General features: G+C 38.2%; 19 protein-coding genes and 1 riboswitch. Of the genes, 7 read left to right on the forward strand and 12 right to left on the reverse strand.

Annotated elements, in window-relative coordinates; genetic code table 11:
* The first annotated feature begins 137 nt into the window (after positions 1 to 137).
* A riboswitch (Lysine riboswitch) is annotated at positions 138 to 315 on the forward strand.
* Between the two features lie 242 nt (positions 316 to 557).
* The 3 genes from P9Q65_RS05140 to dapB all read left to right on the forward strand — a co-directional run bounded on the left by P9Q65_RS05140 (position 558) and on the right by dapB (position 3,433).
* Positions 558 to 1,556, forward strand: coding sequence for an aspartate-semialdehyde dehydrogenase (locus P9Q65_RS05140; protein ID WP_304508300.1), 999 nt, complete (start codon positions 558 to 560; stop codon positions 1,554 to 1,556).
* Between the two features lie 38 nt (positions 1,557 to 1,594).
* The gene (gene dapA / locus P9Q65_RS05145; RefSeq protein WP_304508301.1) at positions 1,595 to 2,479 is read left to right on the forward strand and encodes a 4-hydroxy-tetrahydrodipicolinate synthase; all 885 of its coding nucleotides are present in this window, start codon (positions 1,595 to 1,597) and stop codon (positions 2,477 to 2,479) included.
* Between the two features lie 201 nt (positions 2,480 to 2,680).
* A complete protein-coding gene (dapB, locus tag P9Q65_RS05150; RefSeq protein WP_304508302.1) occupies positions 2,681 to 3,433 on the forward strand; it encodes a 4-hydroxy-tetrahydrodipicolinate reductase in 753 nt (250 codons plus the stop codon).
* Between the two features lie 232 nt (positions 3,434 to 3,665).
* On the opposite strand, the gene P9Q65_RS05155 is transcribed toward dapB, so the two are convergent.
* The 7 genes from P9Q65_RS05155 to P9Q65_RS05185 all read right to left on the reverse strand — a co-directional run bounded on the left by P9Q65_RS05155 (position 3,666) and on the right by P9Q65_RS05185 (position 13,242).
* Complete coding sequence (locus P9Q65_RS05155; RefSeq protein WP_304508303.1) at positions 3,666 to 4,151, reverse strand: cob(I)yrinic acid a,c-diamide adenosyltransferase; 486 nt, start codon at positions 4,149 to 4,151, stop codon at positions 3,666 to 3,668.
* A gap of 16 nt (positions 4,152 to 4,167) precedes the next feature.
* The gene (locus P9Q65_RS05160) at positions 4,168 to 4,833 is read right to left on the reverse strand and encodes a single-stranded DNA-binding protein (protein WP_304508304.1); all 666 of its coding nucleotides are present in this window, start codon (positions 4,831 to 4,833) and stop codon (positions 4,168 to 4,170) included.
* A gap of 156 nt (positions 4,834 to 4,989) precedes the next feature.
* Positions 4,990 to 5,298: a hypothetical protein gene (locus P9Q65_RS05165; RefSeq protein ID WP_304508305.1), complete on the reverse strand. Its 309-nt coding sequence runs from the start codon at positions 5,296 to 5,298 to the stop codon at positions 4,990 to 4,992.
* Positions 5,299 to 5,459: 161 nt separating this feature from the next.
* Positions 5,460 to 8,294: an excinuclease ABC subunit UvrA gene (uvrA, locus tag P9Q65_RS05170; RefSeq protein ID WP_304508306.1), complete on the reverse strand. Its 2,835-nt coding sequence runs from the start codon at positions 8,292 to 8,294 to the stop codon at positions 5,460 to 5,462.
* A gap of 30 nt (positions 8,295 to 8,324) precedes the next feature.
* Positions 8,325 to 10,304, reverse strand: coding sequence for an excinuclease ABC subunit UvrB (gene uvrB, locus P9Q65_RS05175; protein WP_304508307.1), 1,980 nt, complete (start codon positions 10,302 to 10,304; stop codon positions 8,325 to 8,327).
* A 504-nt stretch (positions 10,305 to 10,808) separates the two neighbouring features.
* The gene (locus P9Q65_RS05180) at positions 10,809 to 11,984 is read right to left on the reverse strand and encodes a cation:proton antiporter (protein WP_304508308.1); all 1,176 of its coding nucleotides are present in this window, start codon (positions 11,982 to 11,984) and stop codon (positions 10,809 to 10,811) included.
* Positions 11,985 to 12,549: 565 nt separating this feature from the next.
* Positions 12,550 to 13,242 (reverse strand): 4Fe-4S binding protein, encoded by a 693-nt coding sequence (locus P9Q65_RS05185; RefSeq protein ID WP_304508309.1) that lies wholly within the window; start codon positions 13,240 to 13,242, stop codon positions 12,550 to 12,552.
* 124 nt (positions 13,243 to 13,366) lie between these two features.
* Between P9Q65_RS05185 and P9Q65_RS05190 the strand changes: the two genes are divergently transcribed.
* A complete protein-coding gene (locus P9Q65_RS05190; RefSeq protein ID WP_304508310.1) occupies positions 13,367 to 14,038 on the forward strand; it encodes a Crp/Fnr family transcriptional regulator in 672 nt (223 codons plus the stop codon).
* 139 nt (positions 14,039 to 14,177) lie between these two features.
* Positions 14,178 to 14,402 (forward strand): alpha/beta-type small acid-soluble spore protein, encoded by a 225-nt coding sequence (locus P9Q65_RS05195; protein ID WP_304508311.1) that lies wholly within the window; start codon positions 14,178 to 14,180, stop codon positions 14,400 to 14,402.
* A 329-nt stretch (positions 14,403 to 14,731) separates the two neighbouring features.
* Here the strand turns inward: P9Q65_RS05195 and P9Q65_RS05200 are convergent, their stop codons facing one another.
* Positions 14,732 to 15,313 carry a LysE family transporter gene (locus tag P9Q65_RS05200; protein WP_304508312.1) on the reverse strand — a complete coding sequence of 194 codons (582 nt, stop codon included), beginning with the start codon at positions 15,311 to 15,313 and terminating at the stop codon, positions 14,732 to 14,734.
* 255 nt (positions 15,314 to 15,568) lie between these two features.
* Between P9Q65_RS05200 and P9Q65_RS05205 the strand changes: the two genes are divergently transcribed.
* Positions 15,569 to 16,705 (forward strand): GGDEF domain-containing protein, encoded by a 1,137-nt coding sequence (locus P9Q65_RS05205; protein ID WP_304508313.1) that lies wholly within the window; start codon positions 15,569 to 15,571, stop codon positions 16,703 to 16,705.
* A gap of 160 nt (positions 16,706 to 16,865) precedes the next feature.
* Here P9Q65_RS05205 and P9Q65_RS05210 read toward each other — a convergent pair whose 3' ends face one another.
* The 4 genes from P9Q65_RS05210 to P9Q65_RS05225 all read right to left on the reverse strand — a co-directional run bounded on the left by P9Q65_RS05210 (position 16,866) and on the right by P9Q65_RS05225 (position 19,863).
* Entirely contained in the window at positions 16,866 to 18,029 is a 1,164-nt protein-coding gene (locus P9Q65_RS05210) for a D-alanyl-D-alanine carboxypeptidase family protein (RefSeq protein WP_304508314.1), read from the reverse strand.
* A 63-nt stretch (positions 18,030 to 18,092) separates the two neighbouring features.
* The gene (gene sfsA, locus P9Q65_RS05215; protein WP_304508315.1) at positions 18,093 to 18,791 is read right to left on the reverse strand and encodes a DNA/RNA nuclease SfsA; all 699 of its coding nucleotides are present in this window, start codon (positions 18,789 to 18,791) and stop codon (positions 18,093 to 18,095) included.
* A 148-nt stretch (positions 18,792 to 18,939) separates the two neighbouring features.
* Complete coding sequence (gene rbr / locus P9Q65_RS05220; protein WP_304508316.1) at positions 18,940 to 19,473, reverse strand: rubrerythrin; 534 nt, start codon at positions 19,471 to 19,473, stop codon at positions 18,940 to 18,942.
* 174 nt (positions 19,474 to 19,647) lie between these two features.
* Entirely contained in the window at positions 19,648 to 19,863 is a 216-nt protein-coding gene (locus P9Q65_RS05225; protein ID WP_304508317.1) for a hypothetical protein, read from the reverse strand.
* Positions 19,864 to 20,102: 239 nt separating this feature from the next.
* On the opposite strand from P9Q65_RS05225, the gene P9Q65_RS05230 reads away from it, so the two are divergent.
* Positions 20,103 to 21,626 carry a hypothetical protein gene (locus P9Q65_RS05230; RefSeq protein WP_304508318.1) on the forward strand — a complete coding sequence of 508 codons (1,524 nt, stop codon included), beginning with the start codon at positions 20,103 to 20,105 and terminating at the stop codon, positions 21,624 to 21,626.
* Positions 21,627 to 21,655: the final 29 nt, after the last annotated feature.

The raw sequence follows: 21,655 nt of genomic DNA on the forward strand, positions 1-21,655 counted from the left end.
ATTTCTTTTTTAAAGTATTGCCAACTAGTAAAATTTTTTTTCATATTTATGTCCCTGTGAAAAAAATTATTGTCTATGAACGAAAATCATTTGACAGATTACCTTTCTAATGGTAGACTATGGATTAAGTAAATAGTTCTTAAAGTAGAGGTGCGTTTTTCAAGAGTACACGGGCGAATATCATAAGGGATAATGGTCGTCCGCCGAAAGGGGCAAACGCCGAAGAGAGAAAAAACCTTATTTTTTTGTCTCTGGTTGTCCGGTTAATAGCCGTCCAACTGTCATTGGTATTCCCAATGGAGCGCTACAAAACTAAGTTTTTGCAAAACTATTTTTTGGTATATGCAAAATTTGGAAGTCGGCGCTGGTCGGCTTTTTTTGTTTATGGTGAAACCACAACTTTGGAACACATATGCTCCGTAACAGCGAAGATATCATTATAAAGTTACTATGTCCATCTAAATTTAAACGGTGGCAGAAACCTCTTTTAATTTTTAAATTCTTCGCACAAACCTACATTTTTATATTATTATATTAAGAAAGAAGGAAGTAAGAAAATGAAAAAAATTAATCTGGCAGTAGTTGGCGCGACAGGAATGGTTGGCAGAACTTTTCTAAAAGTCTTAGAAGAAAGACAGCTTCCCATTGAAAATTTTTACGTTATGGCCTCCAGTCGCTCCGCAGGAAAAACCATCACCTTCAACGGAAAAGATTATATCGTTGAAGAATTGACAGAAAACTCTTTTGATAAACCCATTGATATTGCTTTATTTTCTGCAGGTGGCAGTACAAGCGAAAAATTTGCGCCTATTGCAGCAGCCCATGGATGCATTGTAATAGATAACAGCTCTCAATGGCGTATGGATCCAGAAGTTCCCCTGGTTGTACCGGAAGTAAATCCTGAGGATATTTCTTGGCACAAAAACATTATTGCAAACCCTAACTGCTCTACAATTCAGGCAGTGGTTGCATTAAAGCCTTTGGATGACAAATATAAAATTAAGCGTGTTGTATATTCAACCTATCAGGCAGTTAGCGGTGCAGGTCTTGCCGGTTGGATGGATCTTGAAAACGGCTTAAAGGGCGAGGAACCCAAAAAATTCCCTCACCCTATTGCAAATAACTGTTTACCACATATTGATGTTTTCTTGGAAAATGGATATACAAAAGAAGAAATGAAGATGGTAAACGAAACAAGAAAAATGCTTCACAATGATGACTTGAAAGTAACAGCTACCACCGTACGCGTACCTGTTTTTAACTCCCACAGTGAATCCATTAACTTGGAGTTTGAAAAACCCTTTGCGTTAGATGAGTTAATCGAAACATTGAAAAATGCACCTGGCATTATTTTGCTGAATGACTCTAATAACAATGAATATCCTTTGGCTGTCAGCGCGACAGGTCGCGATGAAGTTTTTATCGGCCGTATTCGCCGTGATGAAAGTGTTGAAAACGGCGTAAACATTTGGGTAGTTGCCGATAACATCCGCAAGGGTGCCGCAACAAACGCAGTTCAAATTGCAGAAGAAATTATTAAAAATATGAACGCATAACTATATCCTATAACAAAAATTTTGGAGGTGCTTGCATTATGTCAATTTTTACAGGTGCTGGTGTTGCTTTGGTTACACCTACATTCCCCGATGGTACTGTTAATTTTGAAAAAATGAAAGAACTGATCGAATTCCAGCTTTCCAACGAATCTGATGCACTAATTATTTGTGGTACTACCGGTGAAGCATCTACTTTGTCCGATGAGGTACAAATCGAATGTGTGCGTTTTGCCGTTGAAGTTACAAATGGCCGTGTGCCAGTCATTGCCGGCGCGGGCAGCAACGACACTGCCCATTGCATCGAATTGGCAACAGCTTGTGAAAAAGTAGGGGCTGACGCTGTTTTACTGGTAACCCCTTATTATAACAAAGCAACACAAAAAGGGTTAATTCTGCATTACACGGCTGTAGCGGAAAGCATCTCAATTCCTATTATTCTGTATAATGTTCCCGGTCGTACCGGATGTAATATTGCACCAAAAACAGTTTTGGAGTTATCTAAAGTAAAAAATATTGTTGCTGTGAAAGAAGCAAGCGGAAACCTATCTCAGATAGCTGAAATTGCCTCCCTGATTGGCCCTGATTTTGATATTTACAGCGGCAATGATGATCAAATTCTGCCAATTCTTTCTTTAGGCGGAAAAGGCGTTATTTCTGTCCTATCCAATGTTGCTCCAAAGCAAACCCATGATATGGTTACAAAATTCCTGGGCGGCGACGTTAAGGGCGCAATTGATTTGCAGTTAGGTGTAATCGAGTTAATTTCTGCCCTGTTTTGCGAAGTAAATCCTATTCCTGTTAAAACCGCCTTAGATTTAATGGGTTACGAAGTTGGTCCTTGCCGTATGCCCCTTTGTGCTATGGAAGATAAAAACTTGGAAACTTTGAAAAAAGCAATGAAAAATTATGGTTTGATTTCGTAAAAATTCCCTTGCGGCAAAGGATAAAACTTTGCCGCATTTTAACAAATTAAATTATGTACAAGCTTTAAAAATGATCTATTACAAAAGGCGACTGTCATCAGTCAATGAAATAAACCGACTTTTTGACGCAAGAACATTGTAATTTCCAATTCTTGGTTCAAAGAGCAGTGATAAAGGTTTGATTTTAAAGGAGTGTAAAATATGATTAAAATTATCATGCATGGCTGCGGTGGTAAAATGGGACAGGTTGTAGCCGAAATTGTTGCAAATGATGATGCCTGCCAAATCGTTGCCGGCATTGATCCAAGAGTGCCCGAGGCTAGCTTCCCCGTTTTCCCCACACCTGCAGATTGTAATGTTGCTGCTGATGTAATAATTGATTTTTCCACAGCTATCGCTGTACCCGCTTTATTGGAGTTCTCAAAGACAAAAAACATTCCTGTCGTTGTTTGTACCACCGCCCTCAACGATGAAACCACGGCATTACTGCAAGAAACTTCCAACAGTGTGGCTGTGTTAAAATCTGCAAATATGTCTATCGGCGTAAACCTACTGCTTGATCTGGTTCAAAAAGCTGCGCAAGTGTTGTATGACGCAAATTTTGATATTGAACTTGTAGAAAAGCATCATAATCAGAAAATTGATGCACCCAGTGGTACCGCAATGGCACTGGCAAATGCAATCAACGATGCTATGGATCAGCAATTCCACTACGTATATGACCGTTCGCAAACAAACGAAAAAAGAGACCGCAAGGAAATCGGTATTCATGCTGTACGTGGAGGTAATATTGTAGGGGATCATGACGTAATTTTTGCCGGCAGAGATGAAGTTATCGAATTAAGTCATCGTGCCACCTCTCGTGAAGTTTTCGCAGTAGGTGCCGTAAAAGCAGCAAAATATCTGGCATTCAAAGGTCCAGGGCTTTATTCCATGAAGGATGTTTTAGCATAAATGATACCCCCTATAACAAATTTAAAATCCACCACCAAAGGATTTTTCCTTTTAGTGGTGGATTTCTAACTTAATTATAAATTTCTTTTTTGAATACATGATTCCTCTATTATCGGGAATCCAAGCTTATCAAAAACATATAAATGCGAAAAATTTCAATACAAGGTAAGCAAAGCCTTCCCCATATTGTCTTCGCATTTCTTCTGTTCAATCAAAAACCTTTCCAGAAGACTTATTGTTTTTCTGCCTTCAACTGATAAATACAATCCACTCGCTCCCCAATGGTTGGAGGCAAAGAATCTCCGGTTAAGATAATATCCATATACTCAGGGCGTCGATCCAATAACTCATCTAACTGCTCCGCAGATAGGAACCCTTTTTTAATGCACTCTAAAATTCCGTCCAAAAGAAGCATTTCGCATTCCCCTGTATCCACAATTTTTCTGGCAAAATTAAAAGCATTTTTTATTTCGCTACTCATTTCCCTGAGAGCCGACTCATCAAGTTCTTGCTCTTCCCGTTGTTTTTCAAAACGGAAAATACGAAAATCAGGCTCCAGTTTTTTTAAAAGCTCAATTTCTTTCGTATTATGATAATCCATAAACTGTATCATCACAACACGCATATCATCGCCAATAGCCCTCAAGCCTCTACCAACAGCCACACAGGTTTTTCCCTTGCCTGCGCCGTAATAAACGGAAATCTGTCCTTGTCTCACTTTAATTCAACTCCTGCTATTCTTCGGTTGTATTTTCTACAGCATCTGTTTTTTCATCAGCATGGGGAATTTCTATTTTAGACACAGAAACTTCATAGGCGATACGTTCTTCAATCATTTCGCCCATCTTTTTCTGATAAGTTCTGCTTTGTATTCTACCCCAAACTTTAATGTTCGCGCCCACTTTAAGGTTTGCCATATATCTAGCATTACGCCCCCATACGATACAAGGAATATAATCGGATTTGTTATATGCACGGTTTACTGCAACCAAAACATCTGATATTTCCCGACCAAACGGGGTCTTTCTATAAATTGGCTCTTTGCAGATAAATCCATTCAAAAAAATTTGATTAATATTCTTTTTTTCCTCTTCAGCTAAAATACAGATCTCTCTGGCAAAAACAGTAAGCACAAGTCTATTCTTCCTACTATTGTAGTTATTATAACTGCGAAGTTGTCCAAGAATATCCACACAAACACCAATTTTCAGCTGATCTTTGTCTATCAATCTTTCCGAAACGGTGATCGGAAGGATGTCAGCCTGATCGCTAAGACGCTCAGATGCTATCTTAAACGTATAGAAGCCCTCTCCATAAACCTCGTGGCTAAACACACATTCCTCCACGATTTTACCGGCAATGGCAACATTGTTGTTTTCCGGCAATCCATCCATATGCATCACTTTCTCCCCTTTTCTATGCCGATTTTTTTCCTCGGCAATGCTTCCTTCTGTATTTCAGTTTACGCAAAAAAACAAACCTTTAGAAGTCCAAATGTAAAAAAACTCTTTTAGACCTTCTTCAGGTACATTTTGCCGTAGTCATAACCATCATTGTCAGAGGTCTGAAGCTTCTTTTCCATTACGGAAAATAAACCCTATCTTCACGCAATCAATAGCTACGATCATAGAGTAATCTTTTGTTTTGTATATTAATGGCTCCCCATTTTTCTTAACAATCACTGCTTCGACTTTTTTGTTGTTCTCCAACCAATAACAGAGGAAGTAAAAATCATCAACCTGACGCACTGTCCATTCTAACTCTAAAAGAGGCTTTAAAAAGAAATCCCTCTCGCAGCCAAATAAATCGGCCACCTTTTTGCTTGCCTGTACAAATTCCTGTACTGGTTCTTTTCCCTTCGCCATACCTTCCTCCACATAACCAAAAATCTTATATACTTATGGTAATGATTTCTAAACGACTTGTCAATATAAACATTTCTTTTGTGCAACAACCTTTTTCTGTATTATAACAAAAAAGTAGGAAATGTCAAAAAAACCGACTTTCCCACTATATTCTTTGTATTTTAATTTTTACTCATAATGTCTTTCAAATAATTTCCTGTAAAAGACTGCACCACCAAACAAATTTCTTCAGGCGTTCCCTTTGCAATAATGGTTCCACCCTTATCTCCGCCCTCAGGTCCTAAATCGATGATGTAGTCTGCCGTTTTAATCACATCAAGATTATGTTCAATGACTACCACAGTATTTCCACCCTCTGTCAGGCGTTGAATTATTTGTACCAATTTATGCACATCAGCAGTATGCAGTCCCGTTGTCGGCTCATCTAAAATATACATCGTCTTTCCTGTACTTTTTTTGCTCAGCTCCGTTGCCAGTTTTACCCTTTGTGCTTCCCCTCCGGAAAGTGTGGTGGAGGATTGCCCCAACTTCACATAGGATAAACCAACATCATAAAGGGTCTGGAGTTTTGTCCTAATACGAGGAATATTTTCAAAGAAGGCCAATGCCTCTTCCACCGTCATTTCTAATACATCGGCGATAGTCTTGCCTTTATACTTTACCTCCAACGTTTCACGATTATACCGTTTCCCTTGACAAACTTCACAAGGTACATAAATATCCGGCAAAAAGTGCATCTCAATTTTTATAATTCCGTCTCCGGCACAGGCTTCACAACGCCCACCCTTAACATTAAAACTAAATCTGCCTTTTTGATAGCCTCTCATCTTTGCCTCCGTAGTCTGGGCAAATACATCACGGATCATATCAAAAACCCCCGTATAGGTGGCAGGATTGCTTCTCGGTGTACGCCCAATGGGAGATTGGTCAATATCAATTACCTTATCCAGCTTTTCATGTCCAACCATATCTTTATGGACACCTGGTCTTAGCTTTGCACGGTTTAGGTCTCTTGCCAAACGCTTATATAATATTTCGTTGACCAAGGAGCTTTTCCCTGAACCGCTGACCCCGGTAATACAGGTAAATACACCTAAAGGAATTTCCACATCTATATTCTTCAAGTTGTTTTCCGTTGCACCTTTAATTTTAATTACATTATCAGATGAGAAGGTTCTGCGTTCTTTCGGCACCTCAATTTTCTTTCTGCCACTGAGGTAATCACCCGTAATAGAGCGTTCACAAGCCATAATTTCTTCTGCACTGCCAACACAGAGCACCTCACCGCCATCTGTCCCTGCCCCCGGGCCAATATCTACAATACAATCCGCCGCAAACATGGTATCTTCATCATGCTCAACCACAATCAACGAATTACCAATATCCCGAAGATGCTGTAATGTTTTCAGCAACTTGTCGTTGTCCCTTTGATGCAAGCCAATACTGGGCTCATCCAATATATACACAACCCCAACCAAGCCCGAGCCGATTTGGGTAGCTAATCGGATTCTTTGCGCTTCCCCTCCTGAAAGCGTTCCTGCGGTACGGGAAAGCGTTAAATACTCCAGCCCCACATCCATCAAAAAACCAATCCTCGCATTGATTTCCTTTAAAATTCGCAGACCAATCATTTCTTCCCTTCCACTGAGTTGAAGATTTTGGAAAAAATTTTGTATTTCAGCCACAGAAAGTTCTGTTAACTCAGAAATATTTTTTCCTCCTACGGTAATAGCTAGAACTTCAGGACGCAAACGCTGTCCATGACAGACAGGGCACTGTATGTTCGTCATAAATTCTTCATATTCTCCGCGCATAGTTTCCGAAGTTTCGTTATATCTGCGCAGCAAATTTGGAATTAAACCGTCAAAATCATAATCGTAGGTACCTGTTCCACGATAATTGGTATAAGTAATACGGATTTTTTCTCCACCTGTTCCATAGAAAATAATTTTTCGTATATTATCCGGGAGCTCACGAAAAGGTATATCCAGAGAAAAATTATATTTTTCTGCCAAAGCCTCAAACAACACACGACTCATGCTGTCCTTTGCAGAAATGGAATTATAGCCGGGAGCAACAATGGCTCCCCCTAAAATGCTAAGACTGTCATTGGGAACAATCAGACCTTCATCAAATTTCATCTGCATCCCCAAACCTGTACAGGTAGGACAGGCGCCACTGGGGTTATTAAAAGAAAATAAACGAGGTTCAATTTCCATTAAATCAATGCCACAATCAGGGCATGAGAAATTTTGGCTAAATACCAATTCCTCCTCCCCTTGATTCACATCCACCACCAAAAGTCCGCCGGTTAAAGCTGATACGGTTTCTATGGACTCTGTCAAACGCTTTTGAATTCCTTCTTTTATTACCAAACGATCCACTACAATTTCTATCGTATGTTTTTTGTTTTTTTCCAGTTCGATTTTTTCCGATAGGTCGTATAAAAAGCCATCTACACGGACACGAACATATCCGCTTTTTTTCGCATCTTCCAAAAGCTTAACATGAGTTCCTTTTCTCCCCCGAACCACAGGGGCAAGAAGCTGTAACTTTGTGCGCTCAGGCAACTCTAAGATACGGTCTACAATTTGGTCTATGGTTTGCTTTTTAATCTCTTTTCCACATTTTGGGCAATGGGGAATACCAATACGGGCATATAGCAAACGTAAATAGTCATAAATTTCCGTTACAGTTCCCACTGTAGATCGGGGATTATGACTAGTTGTCTTTTGATCTATAGAAATCGCAGGAGAAAGACCTTCGATTAAATCAACATCCGGCTTTTCCATCTGCCCTAAAAATTGACGTGCATAAGAAGACAAAGATTCAACATAACGTCTCTGCCCCTCTGCATAAAGGGTATCAAAGGCCAGAGAGCTTTTGCCCGAGCCGCTGACTCCCGTAAATACAACCAGTTTATCTCTTGGGATAGTTAGATCCACATTTTTTAAATTATGCTCCCTAGCTCCCCGAATTACAATTTTATCCTTCATAGTTCCTCCTAAAGGCGGAAATACCGTCTATCATTCTTCCAACATTTTTTTCAATTCCAATACCCTATCTCTCAGCTCTGCCGCACGCTCAAATTGTAACTCCACAGCCGCTTGTTTCATTTCTTTATTCATCTTTTGCAAAAGCTTCTTTAATTCCTCTTGGCTCATTGACTCAGGGTCCTTATCCAAACCAAACTTCTGCTTTTCCGTAGCAGTTTTGCTAATTTGAATAATATCATGAACCTTTTTTTGAATGGTTTGAGGCACAATACCATGGGCATCATTATAGGCTTCCTGAATACTGCGGCGTCGGTTCGTTTCCGTAATGGCCTTCTCCATGCTTTCCGTCATCACATTGGCATACATAATTACCCTGCCTTCCGCGTTTCTTGCCGCTCTGCCTACAGTCTGAATCAAAGAGGTCGCCGAACGCAAAAAGCCCTCTTTATCCGCATCCAAGATGGCAACCAGGCTCACTTCCGGAATGTCCAGCCCTTCACGCAGCAAGTTTATGCCTACCAAAACATCAAAAACATCCAAACGCAAATCTCGAATAATCTCCAATCTCTCCAATGTATCAATATCCGAATGAAGATACCGTACCCGAACACCGGCCTCACGCATATAGTCCGTCAAACGTTCCGCCATCTTCTTCGTAAGCGTGGTTACAAGCACCTTTTGCCCGGCGGAGGTTGTTTTCTTCACTTCAGTCATCAAATTATCTATCTGCCCTTCAATGGGACGAACTGAAATTTCCGGGTCTAAAAGTCCGGTAGGGCGAATAATCTGCTCTGCAATTTGTTCCGAATGCTCCTTTTCGTACACAGAGGGCGTGGCGGAAACAAATAATAATTGGTTAATTTTACTTTCAAATTCCGGAAACTTTAATGGACGGTTATCCAAAGCAGAGGGCAGACGAAAGCCGAAATCCACTAATGTCGTCTTTCTGGACCTATCTCCTTCATACATCCCTCGAATCTGAGGGATGGAAACATGAGACTCATCCGCAATAATCAAAAAATCATCAGGGAAGAAATCAATCAGCGTAAAGGGGGTACTCCCCGCCTCCCTTAAAGACAAATGACGGGAATAATTCTCAATCCCCGTGCAAAATCCCATTTCACGCATCATTTCAATATCATAATTTGTTCTTTGCTCCAATCGTTGGGCTTCCAACAGCTTGTCCTCTCTGCGAAGCTCATCTAAGCGATTTTTAAGCTCCGCTTCAATACGTTCAATAGATTGAGTCAGCTTCTCTCGAGATGTTACATAGTGAGAAGCGGGAAAAATAGAGATATGCGCTCTTGTCCCTAAAATTTCTCCCGTCAAAACATCTATTTCCGTTATTCTTTCTATCTCATCTCCAAAAAATTCAATCCGAACGGCATGTTCCGATGAACCGATAGGGAAAATTTCCACCACATCCCCTCGCACACGAAAAGAACCTCTTTCAAAATTCATATCATTTCTGTCATACTGCATTTCGATTAAGCTACGCAGCACCTCATCACGATCCTTTTCCATCCCCGGGCGTAAAGAAAGCATCATTCCATAATACTCCTCGGGGTCACCTAAGCCGTAAATACAAGAAACACTGGCAACAACGATAACATCTTCCCTCTCTACCAGAGCCGCCGTTGCAGAGTGCCGTAGCTTATCAATTTCATCGTTAACGGAAGAATCCTTTTCAATATAGGTATCTGTACTGGGAACATATGCCTCAGGCTGATAATAATCATAGTAGGAAACGAAATATTCCACTGCATTATCGGGAAAAAACTCTTTCAACTCATTATAAAGCTGTGCCGCAAGGGTTTTATTATGAGCAATCACAAGGGTAGGCTTTTGTAATTTTTCAATAATATTTGCCATGGTAAAAGTTTTACCACTCCCTGTAACGCCCAGCAGTGTTTGAAATCTCTTACCTTCTTGAAAACCTTCCGCAAGCTTTTCAATTGCTTGCGGTTGATCTCCCGTAGGCTTATACTGAGATTGAACCTTAAATTCCATTTTTTCACCTCCGAAAAAATTCGTCTATGTTCAAAATAATCATTCGTTTTTATTTATAATAAATTTTGTGCAACAATAAAATTTCCCATTGCAATTTAATAGACAAATTAGCTTTGCTTATCTGCAAATTATAACACATATGTTTCAAAAAGTATAGCACAAAATACAAACATTAGTTCTAAATTCCCTATTTTAGGGAAAGTAAATTCTCTTTTCAAGTAACATTGCAAACCGTTCCTCCCATTCCCTAGGAGATTTCTACTTTTATCTTTTGAGACCATCATTTATGGAACTTCCTTACTTAAGCCTTCAATTTCATCTTGTCCCTTTTTCTACCTAAATAAATTACAAAAATTAAATTTTATCCGATTCTTGAAAATAGACTCCCAAATCCGACAGAATAAGAATTCGTTCACAAAAAAATAGTATCTACATTTCTCTTTGCAGATACCATTAATAGCCTTGGCTTATCTCAAATTTTACATTCGAAATCATCACAAATTTCTACTCAACATAATTTTTCATCACGATATTTAACAGAATCGGCGTAATAAACACCGTTGCAACAATAGCCAATATTAAGGCCGGAAAGACTTCTTGGGATACCATATGCAGAGAAAGTCCCTTTTGCGCAACCATTAAAGCAACCTCACCTCTGGAAACCATACCCACCCCAACGCCTAAAGCCTGCTGTGTTGTCATTTTGCACAGTTTTGCTGCACCGCCACAACCAATTACTTTTGTCGCCGTTGCAATAATAAAAACTAACAAAACAAAAATCAAATCACTCTTATTTAGCCCTGTAACATTCGTATTGATCCCAATGCTTGCAAAAAAAACAGGGGAAAAGAAAAGAAAAGACGCAACAGAAATTTTATCGGTCACAAATTCTCTGGTTTTCGTAATATTGCAAAGTGTCAATCCGGCAAAATATGCACCCGTAATATCTGCTACGCCGAAATATTTTTCGGCAATATACGACATTAAAAAGCAAAATGCCAAAGACCAAACAACAACACGCTTACTTTTTCCGTGATGCTTATTCAGCATTTTAAATGCATAATGCACAATCATTCCTACAATTGCCACAAATATGAAAAAGCCTCCAATTTTAGCCAAAACAACGAGTGGATGTCCGGAACCGCCCTCGCTCAAACCGGAAATAACTGACAATACGATAATCCCGATGACATCATCAATAATCGCTGCTCCAATAATTGTTGTACCAACCTTTGTTTTTATCTTGCCCATTTCAATGAGGGTTTCAACGGTAATACTAACAGATGTTGCAGAAAAAACAACACCCACAAATATGGTTCTGATCATATTCATGTAATTCATACCATCTTCATAAAAGAAGTAATATAGGCCACCACAAAGAAGAATAGGCAAAATTACACCTAAGGACGCAGCAAACAGTGAAACGCCTCCAGCTTTTTTCAATTCCTTTATATCTGTACCCAACCCTGCGCTAAACATCAGCATAATTACACCGATTTCCGAGGCAGTCATTAAAAAATCCGTTTCCTGAATGATCCCAAAGCCGCTTGGCCCAAGAATGACACCGGCTGCCAAGGCACCTAAAACCTGAGGTAAATTAATTCTCTCCGTCATTAAACCACAAATTTTAGTAGAGAATAGTATTAACGCCAATACAAGTAAAAAACTATAAGACTCCATGTAATAATCATCTCTTTTCTTTGGTTTCATCAAATAAAACCAATTATTGGTTTTGGTGAAATTATAAACTTTGATTTTTCTTTTTTCAAGTAATTTTAATGAGATCCAAATAAAGATGTCTGCTCATAAAAACGCAACATTAAGTTTTTTTTGTTATTTTAATTCTTTTTTAATGGTAATAACTATAAATTTTGGTGCTTTTTTAAATCAATTTTGTCTTTTACTTTCTTTTGTTTCAATGTTTTAATCAAAATACATTTATATTTCCATATATTCATCGATTTATACAAAATTAAAATATCTGAGTTTGATTAATTTTTTCTAATTTATTACAAACAAATTAAAAAAACTATAGAAATCACTGTTTTCCAACAAATAAATTACTATATAAGCTGTCATGCTTTGCAAAAATTAATTTCAAAAATAATCTAAAACATCGTTTCCATGTTTATTCCTAAGGAAATTCAGGGTTCTGCCTTCTTAACTATTACTTATATGCTGGTAAATTTAAAATGACAATAAAAAACTCCTCTTATTGATTTTCAATAAAAGGAGTTGCTTTTGATTATTCAACAATTTCACCTTGTGTAGAAATTGTTACTACCTGCCAAGGAAGAAACTTTCCGCTATTTTGCAGCGCAGTTTTCACTGCCATTTCGATTCCCCCGCAGCATGGAACCTGCATTCTTACAACGGTCACACTTTTGATTTCATTTAACATAATAATTTGCTGAAGTTTTTGGGCATACTCTACCATATCCAGTTTTGGACAGCCGATGAGGGTTATTTTATTTTTCATAAATTTATTATGAAAATCTCCATAGGCATAAGCAGAACAATCTGCAGCGATTAATAAATTTGCACCTTCATAATATGGTGCCTGCGTGGGTGCCAATTGAATTTGAACAGGCCATTGTCTAAGCTGAGATTTTGCAGTTTCTCCCTTAGGCTGTTGGATTTTCACTGCTTGCGTTTCCAGCGCTCGGGGCTGACTGCCTGGGCAGCCGCATGAATGCGCCTTCTCCTCCATATTTTTCTTAACCGCTTCCTCATCATAGGGCAATGCTTCTCTCTCTACAAATTGGATAGCCCCCGTAGGGCAAGTGGGCAAGCAATCCCCCAGGCCATCACAGTAATCATCTCGAATCAGTTTCGCTTTTCCTTCAACCATAGCTATGGCACCCTCATGGCACGCCGTAGCGCATAATCCGCATCCATTACATTTATCTTGATTTATTTCAATAATTCTTCTTTTCATCTTCTCTACCCCCAATATATTTTTAATTTGTTTTCTGTTTTTATTTTCTTCTTGTCTTTCTGAATAAAGAATACTATAATAAGCATAAAAATTCTGTTGTAAATACAACAAAAAGGTGGTTTTTATGAATTACTTTTCTATATTAAAAAAATCTCCTCTCTTTTCAGGCATAGAAATCAATGATATTCAGTCTATGCTTGGCTGCCTTGACGCCGTAGAAAAAAAATATTCTAAAAATGAAATAATTCTTCGACAGGGCGAAACTATTGACTATATGGGGCTTGTTTTATCAGGTTGCGTGCATATTGTAAAGGATGATTTTTGGGGCAATCGAACCATACTAAGTGATATCACCCCTTCTCAAATGTTTGGGGAATCCTTCGCCTGTACGATTCAAGAGGACTTAACCGTCAGCGCTCTTGCCGTAGAGGCAACTACTGTTTTATTTTTGGATATCAAGCGAATATTAAACACCTGCTCCTCCGCCTGTGTATTTCATACCCGTTTGATTCGGAATTTGCTTTCTGTTTTGGCAGAAAAAAATTTAATGTTAACGGGAAAAATCGAACATATAACAAAAAGAACAACCCGAGAAAAATTACTTTCTTATCTTTCCGCTGAATCTTTAAAAGCAAGTTCTTCCACGTTTCAAATTCCTTTTAACCGTCAGCAGCTGGCTGAATATTTAGCGGTGGATCGCAGTGCCATGTCACAAGAGCTTTCTAGGCTGCAAAATGAGGATTATTTAACGTATCACAAAAATACATTCCGTTTAAAAAATAATTTTACGCAATAAAAATTAGTATTGCTCTTTATAAAAATGCACATCGAATTCCAAAGAAACTCATTCCAATATGTTCCTACATAATTAGGATTGACTGTGTAATAATATTAGTGCAACACAAAAACACAGTTATTTCAAGGAGGTAATTAAAATGAGTGGATCTTCTAACAGCACAAGCAACAAAATGAACGTACCTGAAGCTAGAGCAGCTATGGAACAGTTCAAATATGAAGTAGCAAATGAAATCGGCGTACCTTTGAAAAAGGGCTACAACGGCGACTTAACATCCGCACAGAACGGTTACGTTGGCGGCTATATGGTTAAAAAAATGATCGAAGCTCAGGAAAGAGCAATGGCAGGCAAAACTCAGGGCTAATGAAACGCTCATGTTTCGCTGACTTAATTACAATTGGATAGAATAAGCGATTGGATTGTCTCTCAAATCATTTGTATGAGGCAAAAGAAGAGCCTGAAGTAAACTTACTTCAGGCTCTTCTTCATGATTTTCAAAAACACTTTAATTCCAGACTCCCAGTAAATAAATTTATAAAAATAATGAATCAATTCCAACCAACACGCTTAACAGTTCTTTCGATTGTGCATATAATAAAGTACCGGATTACATAAAAATATAATGCAAAAATTTTATGTAAAACTCCCCTTTTACCGCAATCACAAAACCATAACAATTGACCAAGGCACCCCCTATAAAAACAACGAAACTGCACAATAAATTAAAAGTAAAGACATCACCATATTGATTACCTTTGCATGACGAGAAAACAATCGCCTGAACACAGAACCAAATACAGCCCAACAAAGATTAAAAAAACAACCGATTGAAGCCAACAACACAGCAAAGCCAAGAAGCTTTATTGGACTATCATGAAAATAGGGTAATATGTAAGATTCCATGGAAACCATCCCATAAATATAAATTTTGGGGTTAATAAACTGTAACAGCAAGCCAGACAAAAACCCATTTTTGACTTGCTTTTCTCCAATTTCTCCTGTTCTTTTCCATGTATTATATGCCAAATAAAGCATATATGCCGCTCCAAGCATAAGCATAGGCGTTTTAATAAGAGGCATTAACGCATTTAATACACTGCTTAACACAGTACAAATGATCATGACCGACGAAAAGCCTACCCAAATCCCCAAATTGAAAGGATAAGATTTTTTCAGTCCCACTCGTCCCGCATTTGACATAGACATAATATTGTTGGGTCCCGGCGTAGCTGTGGTGATTACCGCATACGTCAAAAAATTAATCCAATGAAACATAAACAGTACCTCCCAATTTTTATCTTTTGTATATTCACCAAATTTAGATTTCAACAGAATATCAACTTTTTTTGGTGAAACTTCTGTATTCAATTTATTTAGTATCTTTAAATTTTTTACATTGTACTTGAACAAATACATAATGTCAATATAATCTTTCTTTTTCATGGTTCAAAAAATCCAGAAATTTTAACCGTTTTTTCTGATTTCTTTTAACTTATAGATACTTTAGAAACACTTTTCGGGGGGAGACCTATGAAAGCTGGAATTACAGAAATTAATTTATTGGGGATTATATTGTTTGTTGTCATGATTTTTGATGGCAAACTATCAGGTCGCGGACTGAATAATAATCGTTCTTTATATAAAGTGGTGATTTTCTTTTTAATCTCCTTGATAGCAGGTATCCTTTTTAATTTTACAGGGAACATGACCTCACAAGCTACTTACTATGTTCATTTTTTTATCACCATTGCTTTTCTTCTTTTTTCATCAATAAGTGGTTATTTTTGGCTTATTTTTATTTGCCATGAACTCCGTCAGGATATACCATGCAGTCTTTCCATCCGAATTCTATCATCCATGCCGATTGTTTTTTTGTCTGTAATGGTTCTCTGCTCACCTTTTACGCATTGGATCATCTATGTTAATGAAAAAAATCGGAACACCCAAAGTGATTTGTTTTTTTTGCAAAATATTATTGTTTATGGGTATATCTTCACGGGTGCAATTGCCTCCTTTATTCAGTTTAGAAAAGACTTTGACTTAGAAAAACAAAAAAACTCCATGCATCTGTTTATTTACTCTCTTCTACCTTTATTCGGAAAAGGAATAGAGACTATATTTCCAAAAATTCATGTTGCTACCACTACTATAATCATTTCCATTGTGATGTTTTTTCTGGGTAGTATGAAAAAAGAAATTCAGTTAGATTCTTTGACACAGTTGAATAATCGCAGGCAATTTGAACAATATTTGCAAAGAATCACAAAATCTTCAAACCAGAAAAAAATTTTTTTAATCTTCTTTGATATTAATAACTTTAAAAAAATAAATGATACTTTTGGTCATATGGAAGGCGACAAAGCCCTGATTATTGTTGCACAAGTCCTAAAAGACATTTTTTCCAATACAAAAGCATTTCTTTCCAGATATGGCGGAGACGAATTTGCTGTAATATTGGCAAAGGAAGAAGGTGAAGTTCTGCCTTACCTTCAAAAAATTGATGTCTCTCTGGTTGAAATTTCTGGGAATTTACCATATACCCTCTCCTTAAGTGTAGGTTATTCCATCTACGGTGAGGAAGACGCAACATCAATTGAAACATTTGTGCAGGCAGCCGATAAAAAAATGTACTGCGATAAAGAAGAAAAAAAGAAAACCCAATGCTAGAACACCTTCACAAATTTAGACCTCTTAATTTATTTAGATTCTCCATGGGATTTTTTAAAAAAAGAACACCCAATAATACCTTATGGTATCTTGGATGTTCTTTTTTTACCGAAATATGATAAAATACATTTTAAAACCGAGGATTTTCTATGGCCTCTATTTAACACCAAAGCTTCATCATGCGCTGAAGCATCATATGTACACTTGCCTTTTCCACAGATTCAGAAGCAATTAAATCCGTTCTGCCTGCTTCCTTACCGTCCAAAATATAGATCAATTCACCAACCTTGGAGCCTTGGGCGATAGGCGCCTTAACAATAGGTAATATTTCCTGTTTTGTTTCCCACTCTCCCTTACTCTCCTTACTCATCAGTACAGAAATTTCATCTTTCACAACAGCATTTATGCTTTCCTTCATTCCTTTTTCCACAGGAATCATACCCATATCCTGACCAACAGGATAGCCTTTCTCTACAGTATAGTTTGCAAAGCCATAATCAAATAGCTTCATCACCTCTTGAAAGCGAATTTTATAATCAGGGGCTGCCATAACTACGCCAATTAAGCCCAAGTCATTTCGCTCCGCTGTACCCGACAAACAATACAGAGCCTTGCCTGTAGAACCTGTTTTTAACCCCGTTGCACCTTCATACCATTTAATTAGCTTGTTGGTATTGGTTAAGCCAAACTCCGACTCGCCTTTTTTTGTTTTGTGAGTGATGGTATCCATCCAAGTGGTTGTATATTCTTGGATTTCCGGGAAGTTCTTCATCAACTCTCGACTCATCAAAGCAATGTCGTACGCACTGGAAACATGACCATCTGCATCCAAACCACAGGCATTTATAAAATTGGTGTCCTCCATGCCCAATTCCTTTGCTCTTTCATTCATTTTTTCAACAAATGCTTCTTCGCTTCCGGCAACAAACTCCGACATGGCCACCGCCGCATCATTGGCCGATGCAATGGCAATACACTTGGTCATATCCGCCGCCGTCTGCGTTTCTCCCGGCTCTAAAAACACCTGAGAACCACCCATTGCCGCTGCATGATCGCTGACCTGTACCGTATCTGTCCATTCAAACTTACCATCTGCCTGAGCCTCGTAAATCAGTAATAAAGTCATTACTTTCGTTACACTGGCAAGGGGCATTTGCTCATGGCTGTTTTTTTCAAATATTACAGTACCCGTGGACTGATCCATTAAAACAGCGCTTTTTGACTGTAGTTCTAAACCGCCGCTGCCGCCTTCCTCCGCACAAACAGAAAAGGGCGCCAGGAAACAGAAGAATGCTGTCACTGCCGCCAATATCCTTTTTTTCATGCACGTTCCTCCCCAAAGACTATATTCCTTATTAGTTTATGTCCTCATGGGGATGGATATACCCTATCTTGGTTTTTCTATAATTGAGAAAACTTTTTTTGATAGCTGTAAAAAATCAATGCCCACGTCACAGTCGTATGCCAAAATGTTTACACCGGCTTCCTTTGCCTTTACCAAAGCCTCTGAAAAGGCGGCATCCCGCTCCCAATGGGGATAAAAAACGTTCACACCTTTCATCTGGATGACAAATATAACATAAGCCTCAAAGCCCGCCTCAACTGCTTGAATTAATTCCAAAACATGTTTCCGCCCTCTTAATGTTGGGGCATCGGGAAATCTGCAAATTCCATCCTCCTCCAAAGTAGCCCCTTTGACTTCGATAAACCCTCGGCGTTCTCCCGCCTCAAAGTACAAATCAAAACGGGAATTGCCAAAAACAACTTCACGCCGTAAAACAGAAACCTCTCCAATTTCCCCAATTTTCCCCTCCGCCAAGGCATCGGCAACAACTTGATTTGGTGCCTGGGAATCTATATTTACTAACGTAGACCCCTTATAAACAGAAATCAAAGAGTATTTTGTTTTACGTTCAGGGTTTTGAGCAGGTTCTAAATAAACCTTAGCACCTTCTTGCAATAATTCCCTGCAACGCCCCGTATTTTTCACATGAACCTGCGTTTCTTTCCCTTCCAAAAGCACAAAACCTGAAAAACGATTCTCCCGACGTAAAAAAACAGCTTCTCTTATATTTTCATAAATCATAATATAATCTCCATTTGAAAAGAACCCCCTGTCTTATAAAACATTCCCGGAATGCTAAATCACCAATCCAAGCTAGAATCATAAAATGGAGTTCTTTGCTTTGTAACATGTATTTTTATGTATAAGGAGGAAACCCTCCTTTTTAATATTAATAATTCTCTGCCTTTCTTTCAAAATACCCCTGTGGATACATACATACATGGCATTTTTTGGGGGGCTCTTTGCCAACATAAACATAACCACAGTTTCTACAAACCCAGACAGTGTTTTCGTCACCTTGAAAAACCTTTTTCTCCTGCAATAATTGCAGTAAGTCCTGATAACGTTCTTCGTGCTCCTTTTCCACCGTGGCGACGTTTTTAAAGAAAGCTGCAATCTCAGCAAAGCCTTCTTCTTTTGCAACTGCTTCCATTTCCTTATATATTTGTGTCCATTCTTCATGCTCGCCATAGGCACCGGCTTTCAGATTCTCCACTGTGTTACCTATGCCCTGAATAAAATTTAAAATTCGCTTTGCATGCTGCACCTCGTTGTCCGAGGTTTCCTGGAAAATGCTTTTAATTTGCTCATAGCCTTCTTCATGCGCCTTTTCCGCATAAAGCCTATAACGGTTTGCCGCCATAGATTCCCCTGCAAAAGCAGAAATAAGATTTTGCTCTGTTTTACTACCCTTTAGCTCCATATAATTTCCCTCCTAAGATGTATTTCCTTCACAGTTTTCCCCAAACTATGAAAAAAATACTTAAAATGGGTAGAAATTCCACTCTGGAGAGCCTTCAAAATTTACATGAATTATAAAAAACATTTTAAATTTTTTTCAGAATTATCTTTAAAACCTTATAAAACCAAGGTGTATTTATATTACAAATCTACCTATAACTGCTAATATACTAATAATTCCTGTAATCAATAAAACGATAGCCAAAACAACAAACAGCCAAAGAACAGCTTTTCCCCATTTGGGTAATGTTTCTTTCTTCGTAGCCAGAGCCCAAATTGCCAAACCTGCTAATATAAGTCCTCCAAATATGGAAATCATCACAAAAATACCAATCAAAAACATTACGCTCATAAATTCTACCTCCATTTTTTCTTTCTTTATTATACCATAGCAATGAAAAAAAGAGTATAAACAAGTATCTCAGGATATAAGAAAATTTGCCCACTATCTTTTTTGAAAGATATTGCAACACCATTTCCTTCTCATTATAAAAAGTTTCGTTGTACTTTTTAAAAAGTTCCTTTATAATAGATGCGATAATAGGTAATAACTTACTATGACCATTTTAAAACTTGAAAGGAGAACTTCTTTTGACAAATCATACAGAGGAACAAATAAAAAACCTTTCGGCAGACTATATTTATCAGCAAGCTGTTGGCAGCCTGCTGTTGCTCTTAATGAGCGCAATGGAGGAGGAAGAAAAAGGTATTACTGCTCTTCCATATGAAATCCATCCGGATATTGCCGAGATCAGAAAAAAAATCCGCACTTATCTCCTTGACTTGGAAGATTTGCTGGAAAGCAATACCCAAGCACGTACCCATGCTTTAGCGGAATGCGTAGATCTAAAAAAACAGCTTTTATCCATTTATGAAATTGTATATAGCTATTTTTCTCAATGGAATATTGTTTCCACCATTATCAGCGATCAAATTGCAATTAGAAAATATAGCGAAGATAAAGTTGCGCAAAAGCAGGTGGAATGGTCTTTATTTTTTGCTGACTGTCATGCCTTTATGGAAAGCGCAGAAACAGCATTGGAGCAAAACAATTATATGGGACAGCTTTTAAAGTGTATCCCTATTTTCATGACCAGAGATAAATTTTATGGTGAAGTAAAACAGTCTTTACACGCTGCTTTTGCAGGAGAAAGCAAAGAATTTGTCGAGAAATCATTGAAAACCTTTGAAGGTTTTTGTTGCCCGGAATCCAATGAACTTTATGGGAAATACTTCGGAGAAATCGCCGAAGTATTGGGGAAAAAACGTATAATTTTGCCCCACAATTTAACAGATGAAGCGCTTGCTACTGCCTATGATGAAATGACTGAACTATTGGACGACTTAGAAAATATCGAAGAATATTTCTCCTGTATTCTTCACGATATCAACTCTTTAATTCTTTTATTCTACCTAACCTATACCTTTGCCGATTTAACACAAAAAGATGTGGTGTATGCCGATTTGTACCACGCAGTATGTGATTTTGTTGGTGGAGAATGGAATTTAGCGGAAAAAGCAGCCTATTTGGATACATTAAACGAGCAGTTAGAACAAGCTGTAGAACCTGTAATCGATCATGCCAATGAAATTGGCCGTAAGGAATACGAACTTTTAAAAACAGTAGGTTCTTTTGAAAACTTTAACGAAGACACCAAAAAGGTTCTTATGACTGAAGAATTTATTCGTGATTGTTTCTTTGGCAATCTTAACGATGAATTGTTCCAGTTTAATCTGCCTCAGGATTTACCCCCTGTTGCCCAGAAAGAAAAAAATAGCTTGATTGAGAAATTTATCGAGAAAACAAGAAACAGCTTTGATACCTTGCCTGTACAAACAAGGAAAATTGCCATGCAAACCCTTTCCAGCGCATTGCCTCCCATTGGCACGGTCAAAGATTTGATGGATCGTATTATGGATGCCATTGACAATGTATCTACCGATGAACAAAGAATTTTAATTGTTGATAAAGTTGGCATGGTTTTTGCCGAACACGGATATGAATCCATTGCCACCCCAGAAGGCGAAGAGGAACACCACCACGATTGCGACTGTGGCCACGAACATCATCACCATGAACACCACGATTGTAACTGTAATCACGACCACCATTAAAACTTTCACATAAGAAAAAGGAGGCGCCT

The sequence above is a fragment of the Anaerotignum sp. genome, assembly GCF_030625865.1.
In the GTDB taxonomy this organism is placed as follows: Bacteria; Bacillota; Clostridia; order Lachnospirales; family Anaerotignaceae; genus Chakrabartyella.

What these genes read in the sequence shown, in the direction of transcription:
- P9Q65_RS05140 (WP_304508300.1), top strand. Translation starts at nt 558, where the DNA reads ATGAAAAAAATTAATCTGGCAGTAGTTGGCGCGACAGGAATGGTTGGC.
- dapA (WP_304508301.1), top strand. Translation starts at nt 1,595, where the DNA reads ATGTCAATTTTTACAGGTGCTGGTGTTGCTTTGGTTACACCTACATTC.
- dapB (WP_304508302.1), top strand. Translation starts at nt 2,681, where the DNA reads ATGATTAAAATTATCATGCATGGCTGCGGTGGTAAAATGGGACAGGTT.
- P9Q65_RS05160 (WP_304508304.1), bottom strand. Translation starts at nt 4,833, where the DNA reads ATGCATATGGATGGATTGCCGGAAAACAACAATGTTGCCATTGCCGGT.
- P9Q65_RS05165 (WP_304508305.1), bottom strand. Translation starts at nt 5,298, where the DNA reads ATGGCGAAGGGAAAAGAACCAGTACAGGAATTTGTACAGGCAAGCAAA.
- uvrA (WP_304508306.1), bottom strand. Translation starts at nt 8,294, where the DNA reads ATGAAGGATAAAATTGTAATTCGGGGAGCTAGGGAGCATAATTTAAAA.
- uvrB (WP_304508307.1), bottom strand. Translation starts at nt 10,304, where the DNA reads ATGGAATTTAAGGTTCAATCTCAGTATAAGCCTACGGGAGATCAACCG.
- P9Q65_RS05180 (WP_304508308.1), bottom strand. Translation starts at nt 11,984, where the DNA reads ATGGAGTCTTATAGTTTTTTACTTGTATTGGCGTTAATACTATTCTCT.
- P9Q65_RS05185 (WP_304508309.1), bottom strand. Translation starts at nt 13,242, where the DNA reads ATGAAAAGAAGAATTATTGAAATAAATCAAGATAAATGTAATGGATGC.
- P9Q65_RS05190 (WP_304508310.1), top strand. Translation starts at nt 13,367, where the DNA reads ATGAATTACTTTTCTATATTAAAAAAATCTCCTCTCTTTTCAGGCATA.
- P9Q65_RS05195 (WP_304508311.1), top strand. Translation starts at nt 14,178, where the DNA reads ATGAGTGGATCTTCTAACAGCACAAGCAACAAAATGAACGTACCTGAA.
- P9Q65_RS05200 (WP_304508312.1), bottom strand. Translation starts at nt 15,313, where the DNA reads ATGTTTCATTGGATTAATTTTTTGACGTATGCGGTAATCACCACAGCT.
- P9Q65_RS05205 (WP_304508313.1), top strand. Translation starts at nt 15,569, where the DNA reads ATGAAAGCTGGAATTACAGAAATTAATTTATTGGGGATTATATTGTTT.
- P9Q65_RS05210 (WP_304508314.1), bottom strand. Translation starts at nt 18,029, where the DNA reads ATGAAAAAAAGGATATTGGCGGCAGTGACAGCATTCTTCTGTTTCCTG.
- sfsA (WP_304508315.1), bottom strand. Translation starts at nt 18,791, where the DNA reads ATGATTTATGAAAATATAAGAGAAGCTGTTTTTTTACGTCGGGAGAAT.
- rbr (WP_304508316.1), bottom strand. Translation starts at nt 19,473, where the DNA reads ATGGAGCTAAAGGGTAGTAAAACAGAGCAAAATCTTATTTCTGCTTTT.
- P9Q65_RS05225 (WP_304508317.1), bottom strand. Translation starts at nt 19,863, where the DNA reads ATGAGCGTAATGTTTTTGATTGGTATTTTTGTGATGATTTCCATATTT.